The 17,609-nt window shown below is 70.5% G+C and carries 17 protein-coding genes; 10 read left to right on the top strand and 7 right to left on the bottom strand.

The features are described 5' to 3' along the window. Nucleotides 1-145: 145 nt before the first annotated feature. The gene (locus ASD21_RS05115) at nucleotides 146-1,678 is read left to right on the top strand and encodes an acyl-CoA carboxylase subunit beta (RefSeq protein WP_056437739.1); all 1,533 of its coding nucleotides are present in this window, start codon (nucleotides 146-148) and stop codon (nucleotides 1,676-1,678) included. Nucleotides 1,679-1,732: 54 nt separating this feature from the next. Here ASD21_RS05115 and ASD21_RS05110 read toward each other — a convergent pair whose 3' ends face one another. The 3 genes from ASD21_RS05110 to ASD21_RS05100 form a co-directional block, all read right to left on the bottom strand. Next, complete coding sequence (locus ASD21_RS05110) at nucleotides 1,733-3,289, bottom strand: hypothetical protein (RefSeq protein WP_056437736.1); 1,557 nt, start codon at nucleotides 3,287-3,289, stop codon at nucleotides 1,733-1,735. A 7-nt stretch (nucleotides 3,290-3,296) separates the two neighbouring features. Next, nucleotides 3,297-4,613, bottom strand: a complete 1,317-nt coding sequence (locus ASD21_RS05105) for a hypothetical protein (RefSeq protein WP_056437732.1) — start codon at nucleotides 4,611-4,613, stop codon at nucleotides 3,297-3,299. A 99-nt stretch (nucleotides 4,614-4,712) separates the two neighbouring features. Beyond that, the gene (locus ASD21_RS05100) at nucleotides 4,713-5,549 is read right to left on the bottom strand and encodes an RsiV family protein (protein WP_056437875.1); all 837 of its coding nucleotides are present in this window, start codon (nucleotides 5,547-5,549) and stop codon (nucleotides 4,713-4,715) included. Between the two features lie 150 nt (nucleotides 5,550-5,699). Here ASD21_RS05100 and ASD21_RS05095 point away from each other — a divergent pair, with 150 nt between their 5' ends. The 6 genes from ASD21_RS05095 to ASD21_RS05070 all read left to right on the top strand — a co-directional run bounded on the left by ASD21_RS05095 (nucleotide 5,700) and on the right by ASD21_RS05070 (nucleotide 10,375). Continuing rightward, nucleotides 5,700-6,215, top strand: coding sequence for a hypothetical protein (locus ASD21_RS05095; protein ID WP_156398295.1), 516 nt, complete (start codon nucleotides 5,700-5,702; stop codon nucleotides 6,213-6,215). A 109-nt stretch (nucleotides 6,216-6,324) separates the two neighbouring features. Then, complete coding sequence (locus ASD21_RS05090) at nucleotides 6,325-7,218, top strand: polyprenyl synthetase family protein (RefSeq protein ID WP_056437726.1); 894 nt, start codon at nucleotides 6,325-6,327, stop codon at nucleotides 7,216-7,218. After that, a complete protein-coding gene (locus tag ASD21_RS05085; RefSeq protein ID WP_082554641.1) occupies nucleotides 7,215-8,171 on the top strand; it encodes an ABC transporter ATP-binding protein in 957 nt (318 codons plus the stop codon). Before ASD21_RS05090 ends, ASD21_RS05085 begins: the two co-directional genes overlap by 4 nt. Further along, nucleotides 8,168-9,385 (top strand): ABC transporter permease, encoded by a 1,218-nt coding sequence (locus tag ASD21_RS05080; protein ID WP_056437725.1) that lies wholly within the window; start codon nucleotides 8,168-8,170, stop codon nucleotides 9,383-9,385. The genes ASD21_RS05085 and ASD21_RS05080 overlap by 4 nt, the downstream gene beginning before the upstream one ends. An 11-nt stretch (nucleotides 9,386-9,396) precedes the next feature. Then, nucleotides 9,397-9,879: a sterol desaturase family protein gene (locus ASD21_RS05075; protein ID WP_056437722.1), complete on the top strand. Its 483-nt coding sequence runs from the start codon at nucleotides 9,397-9,399 to the stop codon at nucleotides 9,877-9,879. 37 nt (nucleotides 9,880-9,916) lie between these two features. After that, nucleotides 9,917-10,375: a hypothetical protein gene (locus tag ASD21_RS05070; RefSeq protein ID WP_235524843.1), complete on the top strand. Its 459-nt coding sequence runs from the start codon at nucleotides 9,917-9,919 to the stop codon at nucleotides 10,373-10,375. Between the two features lie 155 nt (nucleotides 10,376-10,530). On the opposite strand, the gene ASD21_RS05065 is transcribed toward ASD21_RS05070, so the two are convergent. Genes ASD21_RS05065 through crtY form a run of 3 tightly spaced genes read right to left on the bottom strand, consistent with a single transcriptional unit; the run spans nucleotide 10,531 to nucleotide 14,158 of the window. Further along, nucleotides 10,531-11,460: a phytoene/squalene synthase family protein gene (locus tag ASD21_RS05065; protein ID WP_056437716.1), complete on the bottom strand. Its 930-nt coding sequence runs from the start codon at nucleotides 11,458-11,460 to the stop codon at nucleotides 10,531-10,533. Then, the gene (locus ASD21_RS05060) at nucleotides 11,457-12,974 is read right to left on the bottom strand and encodes a phytoene desaturase (protein ID WP_056437713.1); all 1,518 of its coding nucleotides are present in this window, start codon (nucleotides 12,972-12,974) and stop codon (nucleotides 11,457-11,459) included. The genes ASD21_RS05065 and ASD21_RS05060 overlap by 4 nt, the downstream gene beginning before the upstream one ends. Continuing rightward, entirely contained in the window at nucleotides 12,971-14,158 is a 1,188-nt protein-coding gene (crtY, locus tag ASD21_RS05055; RefSeq protein WP_056437710.1) for a lycopene beta-cyclase CrtY, read from the bottom strand. The genes ASD21_RS05060 and crtY overlap by 4 nt, the downstream gene beginning before the upstream one ends. Nucleotides 14,159-14,347: 189 nt before the next feature. On the opposite strand from crtY, the gene folD reads away from it, so the two are divergent. From folD to ASD21_RS05040, 3 genes are read left to right on the top strand one after another with little or no spacing between them, the layout of a single operon-like run. Beyond that, entirely contained in the window at nucleotides 14,348-15,244 is an 897-nt protein-coding gene (gene folD / locus ASD21_RS05050) for a bifunctional methylenetetrahydrofolate dehydrogenase/methenyltetrahydrofolate cyclohydrolase FolD (RefSeq protein ID WP_056437708.1), read from the top strand. Beyond that, nucleotides 15,244-15,612, top strand: a complete 369-nt coding sequence (locus ASD21_RS05045; protein ID WP_056437705.1) for a c-type cytochrome — start codon at nucleotides 15,244-15,246, stop codon at nucleotides 15,610-15,612. Before folD ends, ASD21_RS05045 begins: the two co-directional genes overlap by 1 nt. Nucleotides 15,613-15,663: 51 nt before the next feature. Then, the gene (locus tag ASD21_RS05040; protein ID WP_235524842.1) at nucleotides 15,664-17,031 is read left to right on the top strand and encodes a D-arabinono-1,4-lactone oxidase; all 1,368 of its coding nucleotides are present in this window, start codon (nucleotides 15,664-15,666) and stop codon (nucleotides 17,029-17,031) included. A gap of 80 nt (nucleotides 17,032-17,111) precedes the next feature. Here the strand turns inward: ASD21_RS05040 and ASD21_RS05035 are convergent, their stop codons facing one another. Beyond that, nucleotides 17,112-17,594 (bottom strand): Hpt domain-containing protein, encoded by a 483-nt coding sequence (locus tag ASD21_RS05035; RefSeq protein ID WP_056437700.1) that lies wholly within the window; start codon nucleotides 17,592-17,594, stop codon nucleotides 17,112-17,114. Nucleotides 17,595-17,609: the final 15 nt, after the last annotated feature.

The raw sequence follows: 17,609 nt of genomic DNA, 5'->3' as shown, positions 1-17,609 counted from the left end.
CCTTCCGAACGTTCAAACACTTAGCCGAACAACGGTCGTTGCTGCACTGCCGCAACGGATGGCTTGCCACGGAAAGCTCGCGCCATTACGGCTCGGCTCATAAGGTGGCCGTGAAGGCCCAGTAAGAGAGCAGGGGAGCGTCCGCGTGCAGCACATTCTCGAGGAACTCGATCGTCGTCGCGAGCAGGCCAGGGCCGGCGGCGGCGAAAAGCGGGTGGCCGCCCAGCACGCCAAGGGCAAGCTGACCGCGCGCGAGCGGATCGACCTGCTGCTGGACGAGGACAGCTTCGAGGAGTTCGACATGTTCGTCGAGCACCGGGGCACCGAGTTCGGCATGGCCGACCAGAAGATCTCCGGCGACGGCGTCGTCACCGGCTGGGGCACGATCAACGGCAAGGTCGTCTACGTCTTCTCCAAGGATTTCACGGTGTTCGGCGGTTCGCTGTCGGGCGCCCACGCGGCCAAGATCGTCAAGGTCCAGCGCCAGGCCATGAAGGTCGGGGCGCCGATCATCGGCCTGTTCGACGCCGGCGGGGCGCGGATCCAGGAAGGCGTCGACAGCCTGGCCGGCTATGCCGACATCTTCCTCGAGAACGTGATGGCCTCGGGCGTGGTGCCGCAGATCAGCGTGATCATGGGCCCCTGCGCCGGCGGCGACGTTTATTCGCCGGCGATGACCGACTTCATCTTCATGGTGAAGGACACGAGCTACATGTTCGTGACCGGTCCCGACGTCGTGAAGACCGTCACTAACGAGGTGGTCACCGCCGAGGAGCTGGGCGGGGCTCGGGTCCACGCGTCCAAGTCGGGCGTGGCCGAGGGGGCGTTCGAGAACGACCTGGAAGCCCTGACCCAGGTGCGCCGCCTGATCGACTTCCTGCCTTCGTCCAACCGCGAGACCGCCCCCGAGCGCGAAAGCTTCGACGAGGCCTACCGCGCCGAGCCCAGCCTCGACAGCCTGATCCCCAGCGATCCGGGCAAGCCGTACGACATGAAGGAACTGATCCTGAAGATCGTCGACGAGGCGGATTTCTTCGAGATCTCAAGCGAGTGGGCCAAGAACATCGTCTGCGGCTTCGCCCGCATGGACGGCGAGAGCGTCGGCATAGTCGCCAACCAGCCCCAGGTGTTGGCCGGCGTGCTGGACATCGACTCCAGCCGCAAGGCCGCCCGCTTCGTGCGGTTCTGCGACGCCTTCAACATCCCGATCATCACCCTGGTCGACGTGCCGGGCTTCATGCCGGGGACCAAGCAAGAGTACGGCGGCCTGATCAAGCACGGCGCCAAGCTGTTGTTCGCCTATGCCGAGGCCACCGTGCCGAAGATCACCCTGATCACCCGCAAGGCCTATGGCGGGGCCTATGACGTGATGAGCTCCAAGCACCTGCGCGGCGACTTCAACTACGCCTGGCCCACGGCCGAGATCGCGGTCATGGGCGCCAAGGGCGCGGTCGAGATCATCTTCCGCCAGGAGGCCAAGGATCCCGAGGCCCTGGCCGCCCGCGAGGCCGAGTACAAGGACCGCTTCGCCAATCCGTTCGTCGCCGCCAGCCGCGGCTATATCGACGACGTGATCATGCCCCACGGCACCCGCAAGCGCATCGTCCGGGCGCTGAAGAGCCTGAAGGGCAAGGAACTGACCAACCCCTGGAAGAAGCACGACAACATCCCGCTGTAGAGGCGGGGCGCGTCCTTCGAGGCTCGGCTGGGCTTCGAAGGACGCACGGTCGGCCTAGTAGACCACGTCTGCCTGGGCCAGCAGGGGCTTGAGCGTCTGGGCCTGGGCGGCGTCGCCGACGCGCTTCACCGCGATCACGCCGTCCATGGTCTTGACCGTCACCACGCCGTCGGCCCCCGGCGCGACGCGCAGGGCGCGCAGCAGCTGCGGGCCTTCGCCCCAGTCCAGGCGGACCTCCAGCATCAGCGAGCCTTGCTCGCTCCAGCCGGCGAACACGTAGCTGAGCGTCATCGGCGGCAGGTCGATCGGGCCGCGCTCGACGTCCAGGGCGTTGGTCGTGCGGCTGCCGTAGAACCACGACAGGTTGACGCTCATCATCGCCGTCTGGGCCTCGACCCAGTTGGCCTGGGTGGCGTTCTGCGGCAGGCAGGCGGCGGCCCAGCGGGTGGGCGACTTGCCCTTCGGCTTGTCGTCCTGGCGCGGGGCGCACCAGACCAGGCCCGTCTCGCTGGCCCCGGCCATCGGCACGCCATAGACCGGCTGGCCGACCGGCAGGGCCTTGTCGAAGAACCAGCCCTTGCCGCGCACCTCCTGCTTGAGCACGCCGGTGACGCCGTGGCGCACGCCGACGGTGAAGAACGGCTGGCCCTTGGCGATGTCGCCGGCGACGACGACCGGGGCCGCGCCGGCCGGAACCAGCGGCTTCAGCGACAGCTCGGCGGCGGGCGGGGCGACGGCCCGGTCGATCTTGGGCGCGGGCGGGGCGGACAGGTCCGCGAGACCGGAAAGCACCGGCTGCAACAGGGGCGCGGGCGGCAGACGACCCTCGACCTTGTAGTGCAGGGCGCTCGGCGCGGCGCCGGCCGAGGTGGCGACCTTCAGGGGAGGCAGGTCGAAGGATCCGCCGCCCAGCGGGGCGGTCGCGCCGCTCGCGCAGACGCCCGGCACGAACCAGCGCTTGTCGCCGCTGGCCTGGAGGGCGCGGGCGAAACGGGCGGGCTTGGCCGCCCCGTCGCCGTCACACCACTTGTAGCCCAACAGCAGGGTGGGGTGTTCTTCCGGCTTGGCCTCGCGCCAGGTTCCCTTGCTGGTCAGGGTGCGCGGCGCGCTGACGACGTTGAAGCCGGCCGCCGCGAAATAGTAGTCCGACACCCCGGCCCAGCCCTGGTCGAAGGCGCCGGCGCCCTTGGTGTCGGTCAGGCATTCGAACGCGCCGCGGCTGTTCCACTTGGTGTTGGCCCGCAGGTCGCACCAGACGACCAGATTGGCCGATCCGGCCACCTCCACCCGGGCCAGGGCCGTGCCGGCCGGGATCTCGCGAAAGCGGCCCTGGACCGGGCTGGTCAGCACCCGGGCCTGGTCGACGCGCAGGAGGTGTTGGGCGATCACCCCGTCCTTGGACACCTCGCCCTCCACGGCGGTCGGCGCCGTGTCGGTCAGGGACATCGGCATCCGCGCGTTCTCGCCCGCCGCGCCGTAGGAATAGACGATGGGCGGGGCGCCGTAGATCAGCGGCTGATAGTACGTGCCGGCGACCGCGCCTCCCGCGCCGGTCAGCGACACCAGGCCGGCGATCGCCCAGGACGATCGCCGGCCAAGGGTCCGGGCCATGGTCGGCCTAGGACGCGGCCGGAGCCGAAGCCGCCGGGGCCGCGGCGGCCGGAGCCGAGGTCGGCGTCGCCGCCGGAGCGGCGGGAGCCGCGGGCGTCGAGGCCGGAATGGCCGCGTCCGGCGCCGGAGCCGCGACAGCCGAGGCCGTCGGGGCGGGCTGGGCCTTGGAGCCCAGGGCGTAGCCCTCGGCGAACGGCCGTCCGACGGTCTCCAGCGCGTACATGTAGGCGCCCTGGCACTGGCCGGTGGAGCCGTTGACGTAGGACGCCGGCCGCATCTTCTCGCCCAGGCCCGACAGGGCCGGGAAGACGGCGCGATAGGGCTCAAGGGTCATTTCCGGACCGATGTTGTTGGTCGCCGAGGCCGGGTCGAACGAACCGGCATAGACCACGTCGCCGGCCGCGACCTCGAACGAGGGCGCGCCCAGGCACAGGCTGACCGTGAACAGGCCGGCGCTGAGGTGGTCGATCTTCCAGCGGCCGGGGGGCACGGCGAACACCAGGGTCGTGCCCTGGGCGCCGCCGGCGGTGGCCGTGGCCTTGACCGGCTGGGCGGCCAGGAAGCTGCCCGGACGGCCGTCGGCCCAGGCCGGCGTCTTGGCGTCGGGACCTTCGCGCTCGAAGGTCACGGAGAAAGCGCCCGTGCCCTGGACGTTGACGACGATCAGCGCGGAGTTGGCCGGGATCTCGCCCAACTGGTCAGCCTTCAACGGCGCCGGCGGACGGGCGCTCTTGGCCAGTTTCGGCGCGGGCGCGGCCTTTTCCTTGACCGGCTTGTCGCTCTCCGGCGGATCGCCCATGGCCTCGACGCTGAGCGCCGCCTTGATGGTGTTGCGGGCGGGCGAGAACATGCCGGCGGTCTGGTTGCTGGCGGCGTCGTTGGCGAACACCCGCACGACCGTGCCTTCCGGCTCGGCGGCGCCGATCAGCGGCGTCATCCGGGCGAGCTTGGCGGTGGCTTCCAGCTTGCTGGCGGCCTCGCCGGCCACGGGATCCAGCGCCACGACGCGCCAGCCCTTCACGACCATGCAGTTCTCGACGTTCACCGGCCGGGCCTTGGCGTTGGCCACGGCCTGGGCGATGGCCTTGGCGATCGCCACCCCGATGGCGCCGGCCAGACCGGGCGCGTAGACGGGCGCGCTGGTGTCGGGCTGGTACAGGCGGCCGGCCTTGACCTTGCAGTCGCGGACATCGGCGTCATGGACGGCGACCTGGGCGCCGGGCTTGTTGAAATAGGTGTAGCCGTCCGAAGACTTGGCCAGATCGGTCGCGCACACCGGCGTCGCCGCCGCGGCCATGGCCACGGCGAGATAAAACTTACGCATGAACTCGTATTCCCCCCAATCGAAACGAGACCAGATTGCACCGGTCCGTAACAAGCGCAACCTTAAGTCGGATTCGACCGGCGGGAGAAGCGCTCGGCGCTACTTCACGTCCATCTTCACGCTGACCGTCCCGTCCGGGGCGCCCGGCGATTTCGGCGCGCCGCCGAACGCCCCGGCATAGGCCGGCGCCAGCAGCACCTGGAACGCCGAGACGGGGATGGTGACTTCGTAATCGCCCTCGGAATAGGGGCCGACCACGTAGGGATCGATCAGCGCCGTCAGCCCGCCGACCTTGCCCGGGATCGCCGAGGGGGCCAGGACCAGGACGGTCTGGCTCCACTTGGGGCAGGAGAACGTGTCGCTGAGCGGAACGGCCCCTTCGCGATGGGTCTTGGCCTGGGCCACCGCGTCGCAGATCGCCTTGTCGAGCACGGTCATGTCGGCCTCGGGCCGGAACAGCGCCTTGGGCTGGATCTCGCGGTTGGCGGCGGCGTCCCACAGCAGGGACGCGCCGCCGTGGTTGGGGTGCGCCCCGCCGGTGTCCTCGAACCACAGGGCGCGCAGGCCCACCAGCGGCGCGGCGTCGGCGGCCAGGAACCACTGGCCCTGGCGGTTGTAGGGCCGCCAGGGGAACTTGCCGTCGGAGGCCTTGCGGTCCGTCTCGGCCTTGGCGGCGAAGGTCCGCAGGCTCGCCACCTCGCGGTCGTAGAGCAGGGCGTGCAGGGCGGGATAGTTGGCGATCTCGGCCGGCAGGCTGAGGGCGACCTTGGCCGCCGGATCGGTCTGGTCGAAGGCGAGGGGACGCGCCGTCGGGGCCGGCGCCGCGGCCACCGGCGCGGTCGGGGCGGTCGGCGCCTCCGCCGGCGGGGCGGGCTTGCGGTCGCAGGCGCCCAGCGCGGCGACGAGGGCGAGAGCGGCGATGGGGAGAGGTTTCATGGACATCGCTCCTGAACGCGGCCCCCGGCCTGGTGGCTCCACCCTGCCTTGTGGCGACGACCCCGTCCATCGGGCGCATTCCGGGCCGAGTCCGGTCGCCATCTTCGCCGAACGCGGATAGATCAGGGGCGGGCTGAACGGGGACGGGTGATGAAACGTCAGGGATTGTGGCTGTTGCTGGCCGCCGGCGCGGCGGTGTTGGGCGCATGTTCGACGACGACCGCGCCGCCGATGTCGATGACGGCTAAAAAGGCCGCGCCGGTTCCGGACGGCATGAAGTGGAATTACGGGGCGGGGCCGGAGGGCAGGGCGCTGCTGGCCTACGGCGTGCCGGAAAGCGACGCCGTCGGCGTGATGTTTTCCTGTGGGCGCAAGGGCAAGACCGTCAGCCTGGTCACCGACGTCAACAGCGGCAAGCCAGGGCCCGGCGCGGTGCGTCTGAGCTCGGGCAAGGTTCAGGGCCGCTACGCGGTCCAGCTCACCCGCTCCGAGATGACTGGCGGCTGGGAGGTGATCGGCCAGATTCTTCTGACCGACCCAGTGCTGGCCGCGTTCGAGAAGACCGGCCTGATCAGCCAGATCGAGGACAGGGCCTATCCACAGGACGCCCGTACGGCGGCCGAACGGGCGGACATCAAGCGCTTCTTCGGCTTCTGCCGGGGCTGATCGAGGCTCTCGCGGCGCGTTCGCTTTCCAGGCGAGGTTGACGCCCGACGAGGGCGCCTTCAAATGAGGTCGCCCGCGTCGGGGTGGACAAACGGTCGCGACCCGCGAGATGGACGACCACGCCGCCTTTCTCCAGAGAGTCGAGGCCCTGCGCGCCGGGGTGGACCGGCGGCTGGCCGAGCTGGCCCCGCCCGTGGGCTCGGCGCCCGACCGCCTGGTCGAGGCGGTGCGTTACTCGCTGCTGGCCCCCGGAAAGCGCTTCCGGCCGATGGTGACCCTGCTGGCCGCCGCCGAGTTCGGCGCGCCCGAGGGCGCGGCGCTGGACGTGGGCTGCGCGTTCGAGATGATCCATGCCGCCTCGCTGATCTTCGACGATCTGCCGTCGATGGACGACGCGGGCCTGCGGCGGGGCTTGCCGACCATCCATCGGGCCTTCGACGAGGCCACGGCGATCCTGGCCGGGGTGGGCCTGCTGAACCAGGCCTATGCGGTGATCGCGGCCGACGAGGGCCTGCCCGCGTCGTTGCGCGCCGAGCTGGCCGGCCGCGCGGCCCAGGCCGTGGGCTTTTCGGGCCTGATCGCCGGCCAGGCCCGCGACCTGTTCGACCGCGACCAGCTGCGCGACCCCGCCGCGCTGGACCGCCTCAATCACGAAAAGACCGGCGTGCTGATCGTCGCCGCGGCCCAGGGCGGGGCGCGGGTCGCCGACGCGCCGGACGACGCGGTCGAGGCGATGGGCGTCTTCGCCCGCCATATCGGCCTGGCCTTCCAGATCCGCGACGACCTGATCGACGTCCAGGGCTCGACCGAGGCGGCCGGCAAGGACGTCGGCAAGGACGCGGCCATGGCCACGGTGGTCTCCACCCTGGGCCCGGCCGGCGCCCGCCAGGTCATGGAGGAGCACCTGGCCAAGGCCTCCGGCGCCCTGGCCCGGGCGGGTTGCGGCGGCTTGCTGGGCCGCTATGTCGGCGACCTCTTCGCCCGGCGCAAGGCGGCGGCGTGACCTCCGAACCCGTTTCGCCGGACCCTGTCGTCGTCGTGACGGCCGTGGTCCACGCCTATGGCGGCAAGCCCGCCCTGCGCGGCGTCGATCTGAGGCTGCATCCGGGCGAGATCTACGCCCTGCTGGGGCCGAACGGCGCGGGCAAGACCACCCTGATCCGCGCGATCTGCGGCCGCATCCGGCCCGACGGCGGGACAGTCCTGCTGAAGGGGCGCGATCCCGCCCGCGTTCCGGCGGCGCGGGCCGGTCTGGGCCTGGTTCCCCAGGAGATCGCCCTCTATCCGAACCTGACGGTGGCTGAGAACATCGAGACCTTCGCGGCCCTGGCCGACGTGCCGCGCGCCGGCCTGGCGGCGGCCGTCCGCCGGGCCTTGGAGCTGACCCGCACGGTCGACCGCGCCCATGTGCCGGTCAAACACCTGTCCGGGGGCTACAAGCGCCGGGCCAATATCGCCGCCGCCATCGTCCACGAGCCCAGCCTGCTGATCCTGGACGAGCCGACCGTCGGAGTGGATCTGGACGCCCGCGAGGCGGTGGACACGGTGATCCGGGGGCTGCGCGACCTGGGCGTGGCGGTGCTGATGACGACCCACGACCTGGACCAGGCCGGCGCCCTGGCCGACCGCGTCGGCTTCCTGCGAGACGGCCAGCTGGTGCTGGAGGGGCGGCCCAAGGCGCTGATCGCCGAAGCGTTCGGCGAGCGGATGGAGATCCAGGTCCACCTGGCCGAGGAGATCGACGCCGCCGGCGAGAGCCGCCTTGCGGCCGAGGGGCTGGAGCGCACGGGACGGCCGACGGTCTGGACGCGGCTGGACGCCGACGGCTACGCGGTGGCGGGCCGGCTGGACAAGCGGCTGCGCGAGGCGGGGCTGACGCCGCGCGAGGTTCGGGTGCGCGAGCCGTCCCTGGCCAATCTGTTCACCCTGGTGGCCGATCGGAAGCTGGCGGCGTGACGCTCGATTTCGGGAGAGGGGCGCTCTGGAAGATCGCCGCCATGGTTCGGGTGATGGCGCTGGACCTCTGGCGCGATCGCGGCGCCCTGCTGATGACCTTCCTGCTGCCGCCGCTGGTGTTCCTGATCTTCTCCTCGGTGTTCGCCGGGACGACGGGCGACGACATCCAGTTGAAGCTGGCGGTGGCCGATACGGCCCGCACGCCGGACTCCGGCCGACTGATGGCGGCCCTGGTCGCCTCGCCCGAGGTTCGCGCGGAGAGGGCGCCGACGGCCGACGAGGTCCGCCGGCGGGTCAAGGCCGGGCAGGCCGACGCCGGCCTGGTGATCCGGGCCGATCCGGCCTCGGCCGACAAGCCGTTCCTGATCGTCGCCGATCCCAGCCGCGCCGTCGCCGCGCCCCTGGCCCAGGCCCGGGTGCAGCAGGTGCTGGCGAACGCGCTGCCGGATGTCACGCTGCGCCGCACGGTGACCCAGCTGGAGCCCGCCCTGGGCGGTTTCACCGACGAGCAGATCGAGAACGCCGACAGCGCCGCGGCCCTGATGCGCCAGACCCCGACCCACGACGACGGCGGGTTCTTCGAGCGCGAGGCGATCAAGAACGCCAAGACCGGCGGCGGGGTGATCGCCTACTACGCCGGCGCCGTGATGATCCTGTTCGCCCTGTTCTCGGCCATGCAGGGAGCGCTGGGCCTGATGGACGAGCAGAGCACGGGCGTGGCCGACCGCCTGCTGGCCGGCACGGCGGGCATGGGCCCGGTGGTCAGCGGCAAGTTCCTGTTCCTGATCGGGCAAGGGGTGGTGCAGGCGCTGCTGATCTTCGCCACCGCCCAGATCGTCTACGGCGTGGCGGTGGTCCAGCACGCGGCCCTCTGGCTGCCGACCACCCTGGCGGCGTCGGCCTGCGCCGCGGGCGTGGCCCTGGGGCTGGTCTCGGTGTGCCGCACGCGCGACCAGGCCCAGATGCTGTCGACCTTCGTGATCCTGGTCCTGGCGGCGGTCGGCGGCAGCATGGTGCCGCGCTTCCTGATGCCGCCGTGGCTGCAGGCGGCGGGCTGGTTCACGCCGCACGCCTGGACCATCGAGGCCTATCAGGCCATCCTCTGGCGCGACGCCGGGATCGGGGCGGTGTATAAGGCCTGGTGCGTGCTGACCGCCGTCGGGCTGCTTGGCCTGGCCCTGGCGCACGTGTTGGCGCGCCGGATCCGGCGATAAACAGGACGACAATGGCGACCCTCGGTCTCGACCTGGCCCTGTTCCTGGCGGCCCTGGCCTTCATGGAAGGCTTCGCCTGGGTCATGCACCGCTACGTGATGCACGGCTGGCTGTGGGTCTGGCACCGCTCGCACCACGAGCCGCGCGCCGGCCGGTTCGAGCTGAACGACCTGTTCGCGGTGGTGTTCGCCGCGCCGGCCATCGTGGCGATCTATTTCGGGGTTCACGGCGTGCCCTGGCTGCTGCCGATCGGCCTGGGGATCACGGCCTATGGCGCGATCTATTTCATGTTCCACGACGGCATGGTGCACCAGCGGTTCAAGGTCCCGCTGGGACGGTCGCGCTACTGGCGGCAGCTGATCCAGGCCCATCGGATCCACCATGCGGTGCACACCAAGGACGGCGCGGTGTCGTTCGGCTTCCTGCTGGCGCGGCCGGTGCGGGAACTGAAGGCCAAACTCAGGGACAGGGGCGGCGACGGGGCGCTTCTGTAGGAACAATCAGCCCGTCGGTGGTTATGGGGAGGTTGTGATGACCGGCGTAAGCACGATGAACGGGGCGCGGATCAGGACGCCTTGGCACCTTTGGCTGGTCGGCGTCGTCGCCGTGCTGTTCAACGCCATCGGCGTCTTCGACTTCGTGATGAGCATGACGCAGGGCGCGGCCTACATGGCCAGCGCGGGCATGACGCCGGCCCAGATCGAGCACTACCATCAGATGCCGGCCTGGATGACGCTGGACTGGGCCGTGGGGGTGTTCGGGGCGTTCCTGGGGTCGGTGCTGATCCTGCTGCGCAACAAGCTGGCCTGGCCGGTCCTGGCCGTGTCGCTGGCGGCCTTCCTGCTGAGCGTGGCCTACACCTACGTCCTGACGGACGGCGGCAAGATCATGGGCCAGCAGATGGCCGTGACGAGCGCCGTCATCGCCGGGCTGCTGGCGTTCTTCATCTGGTACGCGTGGTGGATGACGCGGCGGGGGGTGCTGAAGTAGGGCGGCCTCTTAGGCCCTCCCCCTGTGGGGGAGGTGTCGCCCAAAGGGCGACGGAGGGGGGAGTGATCGGCAGGCGGCCCGTTCATCGATCTCTTGATCCTAAAACTCCCCCCACCGATCGCTTCGCGATCGCCTCCCCCACAGGGGGAGGGCCTTTAGATACGTGACCACATGGCCGGCCTCTCCGGCGCCGGGCCCCACCGATCCAGCGTCGCCGAGCGCAGCGCCAGGACGCCGCCTTCAAGAGCCCGCCAGACCTTCATCCGCCCACTGACGACGACCCGCTCGTCCCAGGCCTCGTCGCCGGCCTTGACCACGTCGAGCCCGATCTGGCGATAGACGCCGCGCGCCGCGCCGATCGCCCAGGCGCAGCGCAGCGGCAGGTCGCGCAGGCCCCAGCGGGCCGAGGCGTAGTAGGGCTCGGCGGCGTCGACGAGACGTTTGGCGAGCACCGCCACGGCGGTCCGGTGGGCAGGATCGGCGACCGCGTCCTGCGGCACGCCCAGTTCGGCCAGCCAGTCGCCAGGCACGTAGATCCGGCCGTTCCGGGCGTCCTCGACGATGTCGCGGGCGATGTTGGTCAGCTGGAAGGCCAGGCCCAGGTCCTGGGCGCGGCGCAGGGTGGACAGGGCGGTCGGTTTCACGCCCATCACCAGGGCCATCATCGTGCCGACCACCCCGGCCACGCCCCAGCAGTATTCCAGCAGTTCGTCGAGCGTGGCGTAGCGCCGGCCCGCCACGTCCATGGCGAAGCCGTCGATCATGTCCAGGGCGTAGCGTTCGGGAATCCCCCGGCGCAGGGCCACGGTCTGGAAGGCGGCGAACACCGGGTCGGTCGGGGTCTGGCCCGCCATGGCCGCGCGGGTCTGGGCGTAGAGCGTCTCCAGCCGGGCCGGGGCGTCGGCCACCGGGCTCATGCCGTGGCCCAGGGTCTGGCCGTCGATCACGTCGTCGCAATGGCGGCACCAGGCGTACAGCATCTCGGCGTCGGCCCGCGTCTGGGCGTCGAACAGGGCGGCGGCGGCCGCGAAGCTCTTGCTGCCCTTCTGGATCGCCTCGCGGCTCTGGGCCTCCAGGTCGCTCATGCGGGGACGGTCGCGTAGTCGTCGATCATCAGCCCCGCCGTGGCCTTGGCCGAGCCGACGACGCCCGGGATGCCCGCGCCCGGATGCGTCCCGGCCCCGACGAAATACAGGTTGGGGATCACGTCGTCGCGGTTGTGGGTGCGGAAGAAGGCGCTCTGGGTCAGGATCGGCTCCAGCGAGAAGGCCGCGCCCTTCCAGGCGTTGAGGTCGCTCACGAAATCGTCCGGAGTGATGAAGCGGCTGGTGACGAGGTCGGCTGAAAGCCCTGAAATGTAGTGCTTTTCCAGGTAGGCCAGGATCTTGTCGCGATACTTGGGTCCCTCGACCGACCAGTCGATATCGGCCGTCTTCAGGTTGGGCACCGGCGACAGGGCGTAGAAGGCCGAGCAGCCCTCGGGCGCCATGGCCGGGTCGCTGGCGGTGGGATGGTGCAGGTACAGCGAGAAGTCGTCGGCCAGGCCGTCCTTGCCGTAGATCTCGCCGATCAGCTCACGATAGCGATTGCCGAAGCAGATGGTGTGGTGGCGGATTTCGGGATGGGTGGTCTTCAGTCCGAAATAGACCACGAACAGCGACGGGCTCCAGCGCTTGGCCTCCAGGGCCTTGCCGACCTTCCTGCCCCTGGGGTCGTCCGCCAGCAGCGCCTTGTAGGTGTGCATGACGTCGGCGTTGGAGGCGACGGTGTCGAAGGCCTCGAACTGGCCGTCGGCGCGGATCACGCCGGTGACGCGGCCGGCCTTGGTGACGATCTTCTGGATCGGTGCGCCAAGGTGGATCGAGCCGCCCAGGTCCTCCAGCAGCTTCACCAGGGCCCGGATCAGGGCGTGGGTGCCGCCGCGCGGGAACCAGACGCCGCCGCGCCGCTCCAGGGCGTGGATCAGGGCGTAGATCGACGAGGTGGCGAACGGGCTGCCGCCGACCAGCAGGCTGTGGAACGACAGCGCCTGACGCACGTGCTCGTCCTTCACGAAGCCGGCGACCTTGTCATAGACGCTGCGCCAGGCCTGCAGCTTCATCAGGGCCGGGGCCGAGGCGATCATGCTGCCGAAGTCGAGGAACGGCACGGCGCCCAGCTCGACATAGCCCTTCTGGTACAGCTCTTCAGAATAGGCGTGGAAACGGCGATAGCCCTCGACGTCGGCCGGGTTGCGGGCGGCGATCTGGGCGTCGAGCTTCTCCTGGTCGTTGGCGTAGTCGAAGACGTCACCGTCCTCCCAGACCAGGCGATAGAACGGATCGACCGGCAGCAGCTCGACATAGTCCTCGATCTTGCGGCCCGAGAGCGCGAACAGCTCTTTCAGGCAGTCGGGATCGGTGACCACGGTCGGGCCGGCGTCGAAGGTGAAGCCCTCGTCATGCCAGACATAGGCCCGGCCGCCCGGCTTCTCGCGGCCCTCGAAGACGGTGACCTCAAAGCCCGAGGACTGCAGGCGGACGGCCAGGGCCAGCCCGCCAAATCCCGCGCCGATGACGGCGGCTTTCGGCTTCCCCAGGGCCTTCGGCGTCGTCGTCATGCGTCTTTTCCTCCGAACACCGAGTTTTCGCCGATGCATCTGATGGCCGCCGGGATCGGCACCGGCGGCTTGCCGATCAGGAGCCGGATCTTGTCCCACTTGGTCAGGCGCGCGGCGTAGAAGCGTTGGATCAGGCCGGGCGACAGGCGGTAGAAGCGCTCCAGCACCTTGTAGCGGTCCTGCGGCGCGCAGGCGCGGAACAGCATGCGGTTCAGCAGCCGCAGGAAGCGCCGCCGCCGCCAGACGGTCTTGGACTGGGCTTCGACACAGGCGCGGACGCTGGCGCTGGTGATCCGGGGCAGGGCGGCCACCATCTCGGCCAGGCGCGCGGCGTCGGGCAGGGAATAGCCGGTGGTCGGCTGGAACAGGGCGGCGCGCAGGCCCACCTCGGCGATGTGCGGACGGGCCTCGCGCCAGTAGGCGTCGATGTCGCCGCCCAGGGCGATCGGCAGGACGCCGTCCTCCTCGCGCTCGACCTTGGCGATGCTCCAGCCCTGGGCCTTGGCGTAGGCGGAAATGGCGCGGCGCAGGGCGGGCCGGTCCAGGGCCGGGCCGTCGCTGTAGCGGGTGTCCTCGATCAGCAGCCGCGTGGCGTCCAGCGGCAGGACATAGACGAAGCGGTAGCCGTCCTCTTGCGAGACCGTGGCGTCCATGATGATCGGCCGGGTCAGGCCGTGGGGCGCGGTCAGGCGCACGCCCTGGCCGACGAACTTCTGGTAGCCCAGGGCCAGGCTGCGGCTTTTGCGCGGACCCCGGCCGTCGATCACCGCGCCCGCCGCGATCGTCCGGCCGTCGGCCAGGGTCACCTGGTGCGGATTGACGTCCGACACCGTGGCGCCCAGCCAGGCGTCGGCCCCCAGGGCGGCGCTGACCACCTGGTGCAGGCGCTGGGAGGTGATGGCCAGATAGTCGGTCGGGAGCTGGCGGCCGTGCCCGGGAAAGCGGACCTCGTAGCCCGACCAGCGATGGACGATCAGCGGCCGCAGCCAGCCGGCCTCGACCGCGTCGACGTCGGTGGCGAAGTGGCACCAGGTGTGCTCGCCGCCGATGGTCGGGCCCTGTTCCAGCAGGATCACGCGCAGGCGCGGCCGCAGGCTTTTCAGCCGCAGGGCGATCAGGCCGTTGGCCAGACCGCCGCCCACCAGGACGACGTCGGCGCGCTGGGTCGAGGACGCGGAGACCATGCTTCGGCTCTAGCATGATTGGGCGAAGCCCAAGCGACTTCTGACGCGCGACCGCACATATTGCGTGCGGGCGGGGGAGGGGCCCGGAGCGCGACGCGCTCCAGTTTTTTCCTTCGAGCTTTTTTTGCCCAGTTGGGATGTTCCATCCGAACTGGAAAAGCTCTACCCACGGCCAAACGGGAGACGCCGATGTCGCAAGCCAGAATCATCGACGGCAAGGCCTTCGCGGCCCAGCTGCGCGAGCGGGTCGCCGCCGAGGTCGCCGGCCTGAAGGCCCAGCACGGTCTGACGCCGGGCCTGGCCGTCGTGCTGGTCGGCGAGGACCCGGCCAGCCAGGTCTATGTGCGCAGCAAGGGCGAGCAGACCCTGGCCGCCGGCATGCATTCCGAGACCCACCGCCTGCCGGCCGAGACGTCGCAGTCCGAGCTGCTGTCGCTGGTCGAGCGCCTGAACGACGATCCGGCCATCCACGGGATCCTGGTGCAGTTCCCGGTCCCCGATCACATGAGCCAGGCGGCCATCGTCGCGGCGATCTCGCCCGACAAGGACGTCGACGGCCTGACGGTGACCAACGCCGGGCGCCTGGCCAGCGGCCTGCCGGCCCTGACCTCGTGCACCCCGGCCGGCTGCATGGTGCTGCTCAAGGACGTGGTCGGCGACCTGACCGGCAAGCGGGCGGTGGTGATCGGCCGCTCCAACCTGATGGGCAAGCCGATGGCCCAGCTGCTGCTGGCCGCCGACTGCACCGTGACCATCGCCCACTCCCGCTCCAAGGACCTGCCGGCCATCTGCCGCGAGGCCGACATCCTGGTGGCGGCCGTCGGTCGGGCCGAGATGGTCAAGGGCGACTGGATCAAGCCGGGCGCCACGGTCATCGACGTCGGCATCACCCGATTCCCCTCTCGCGACCCGGTCGCCGCCGCCGCCGGCAAGACCCGCCTGGTCGGCGATGTCGACTTCGAGGAAGCCAAGGCCGTGGCCGGCGCCATCACGCCGGTGCCGGGCGGCGTGGGGCCGATGACCATCGCCATGCTGCTGGCCAACACCGTCAGCGCCGCCAAGCGCCTGAACGGGATCGCCGAATAGTGCGCCTCCCCAAGACTTGGGCGGTCGCTCTGGCCCTGACCGTCGGCCTGGCGGCCTGCTCCCAGCCCGTCCCGCCCGCGCCGACGGCGGCGCAGGCCTTGGCGCTGGCTCCGGCCGACGCCCGGCTGGCGGCGTTGTATGGCGAGTCCTGCAAGGCCTGCCACGCCGTCCCCGGCACGGGCGCGCCGCTGGTCCACGACCGAAAGGCCTGGGATCCGCGCTGGAAGCAGGGCCAGGCCGTGTTGCTGGACCACGCCGTCCAAGGGTTCCAGGCCATGCCGGCCGGCGGACAATGCGTGGCTTGCACCCCGGACGATTTCAACGCTCTCATACGCTTCATGGCGGGACGCGAAGATCCCGCCGGGTAAGACTGCTGGGGGGTGGAACGGATGACGGTATCGAGGCGAGGGGCGCTCCTCGTGGGCGCGGGACTGGGCGCGGCGGCGGTCGGCGGCGGCTACGCGGTCGCGACGCACGACAAGCCCGAGCCGCCGTCCCCGCCGACCACCGACGCCAAGGGCCATCTGCTGTGGCGCAACTGGTCGGGCGTGCAGCACGCCTATCCCGCCGCCCGCGTCGCCCCCAAGACCGAGGCCGAGGTCGCCTCGGTCCTCAAGACCGCCCTGGCGCCGATCCGTCCGGTGGGGGCGGGCCATTCGTTCACCGCCCTGGCCCCCACGGACGGGACCCTGGTGTCGCTGGACGCGCTGTCGGGGATCATCGCCTGGGAGGGCGACGAGGCGATCGTCGCGGCGGGCACGCGGCTGGGCGCGCTGGGTCCCGCCCTGGCCGCCAAGGGCCGGGCCATGGCCAATCTGCCCGACATCAACAAGCAGGCCCTGGCCGGCGCCCTGGCCACCGGCACCCACGGCACGGGCCGGGCGATCAAGGCCCTGCACGGCGACGTCACCGCCCTGCGCCTGGTCACCCCCAAGGGCGAGACGATCGATTGCGGCGAGCACCGCAACGCCGACGTCTTCCAGGCCGCCAAGGTCTCGCTGGGATCGCTCGGGGTGATCACCCAGGTCCGGCTGAAGACCACCGCCAACCGTCGGCTGGAGCGCAATGTCTGGCTGGAGCCGTTCGAGGACGCCCTGGCCAAGGCCGAGGACCGCTGGGCCAGGCACCGCAATTTCGAGTTCTACGCCGTGCCGTTCACCGGCCTGGCCGCCAATATCAGCCACGACGAGACCGACGCCCCGGCCATTCCGCGCGGACCGGACCAGGACACCGTCTTCCTCGACGCACTGAAGGGCCTGCGCAACCTGCTCGGCTTCTCGGCCCCGCTGCGCAAGGCCGCCGCCCGGGCCCTGCTGGGCGGGACCAAGCCCGAGCGGGCGATCGACGAGGGCTGGAAGCTGCTGTCCACCGAGCGTCCGGTGCGCTTCAACGAGATGGAGTTCCACCTGCCGGCGTCGGTGCAGCTCAAGGCCCTGGCCGAGATCGTGGCGACCATCGAGAAGGCGCGTCCCGACGTCTTCTTCCCGATCGAATGCCGCCGCATCGCCCCCGACGACGCCTGGCTGTCGCCTTTTCAGGGCGAGCCCCGGGGCTCCATCGCCGTCCACGCCCACTACAAGGACGAGTTCGCCTTCCTCTACACCCTGATCGAGCCGATCTTCCGCCGCTACGGCGGCCGGCCGCACTGGGGCAAGCTGCACAGCGTCTCGGGCGACCAGCTGGCCGGGCTCTATCCGCGCTGGAACGACTTCCTCAAGGTGCGGGCCAAGCTGGATCCCGACGGGCGGATGCTCAACCCGTACCTGAAGGGGCTGTTTGGGGTCTGAGGCGGAGGGCGGCGAGGCGATGGGCAAAGAAAAAGCCCCGGCGCGACCGGGGCTTTTCGGGATTTTCGAAGATCGACCGATCAGGCGGCCAGATAGTCCGCCACGCGGCCTTCCAGCTCGACGGCCAGGATCTTGCCGACGGGGTGGGTGTCGGTCTTGATGTCGTCGCGGACGCAGGCCTTGATCGCGTCGATGTGGGCGTCGACCAGGAACATCGGCGCGGTCAGGCGCGTCTCCGGATCGTCGATCAGCCGGCAAAGCGATGCGGCCAGGCGGGTGATCAGCGGGAAATCATAGGTGGCGCCGAGGCCTTTCAGGTCGTGGGCGCGCAGATAGAGGGTCTCGACCGTCTCGGCGGTCAGGCCTTTGGCGCGAACGTCCTGGCGAGCGGCCTCAAGCTTGACGATCTCGTCATTGAGCCATTGGGCGAAGTTGCCCGACAAGCTTTTCAGCGCGGCTTCGGCCTTGGCGATGGCTGCCATGTCGATGCCGCCGCGACCGCCTACCTTGAGCTTGAGCATGTTCGGCACCTGTATAACTTCCGCGGCGGACTTGGTTGTCACGGACGCTTTCCCCCT

This window comes from Caulobacter sp. Root1455 (assembly GCF_001426905.1).
Lineage (GTDB): Bacteria > Pseudomonadota > Alphaproteobacteria > Caulobacterales > Caulobacteraceae > Caulobacter.
This window is presented reverse-complemented; position numbering and strand designations above follow the sequence as displayed.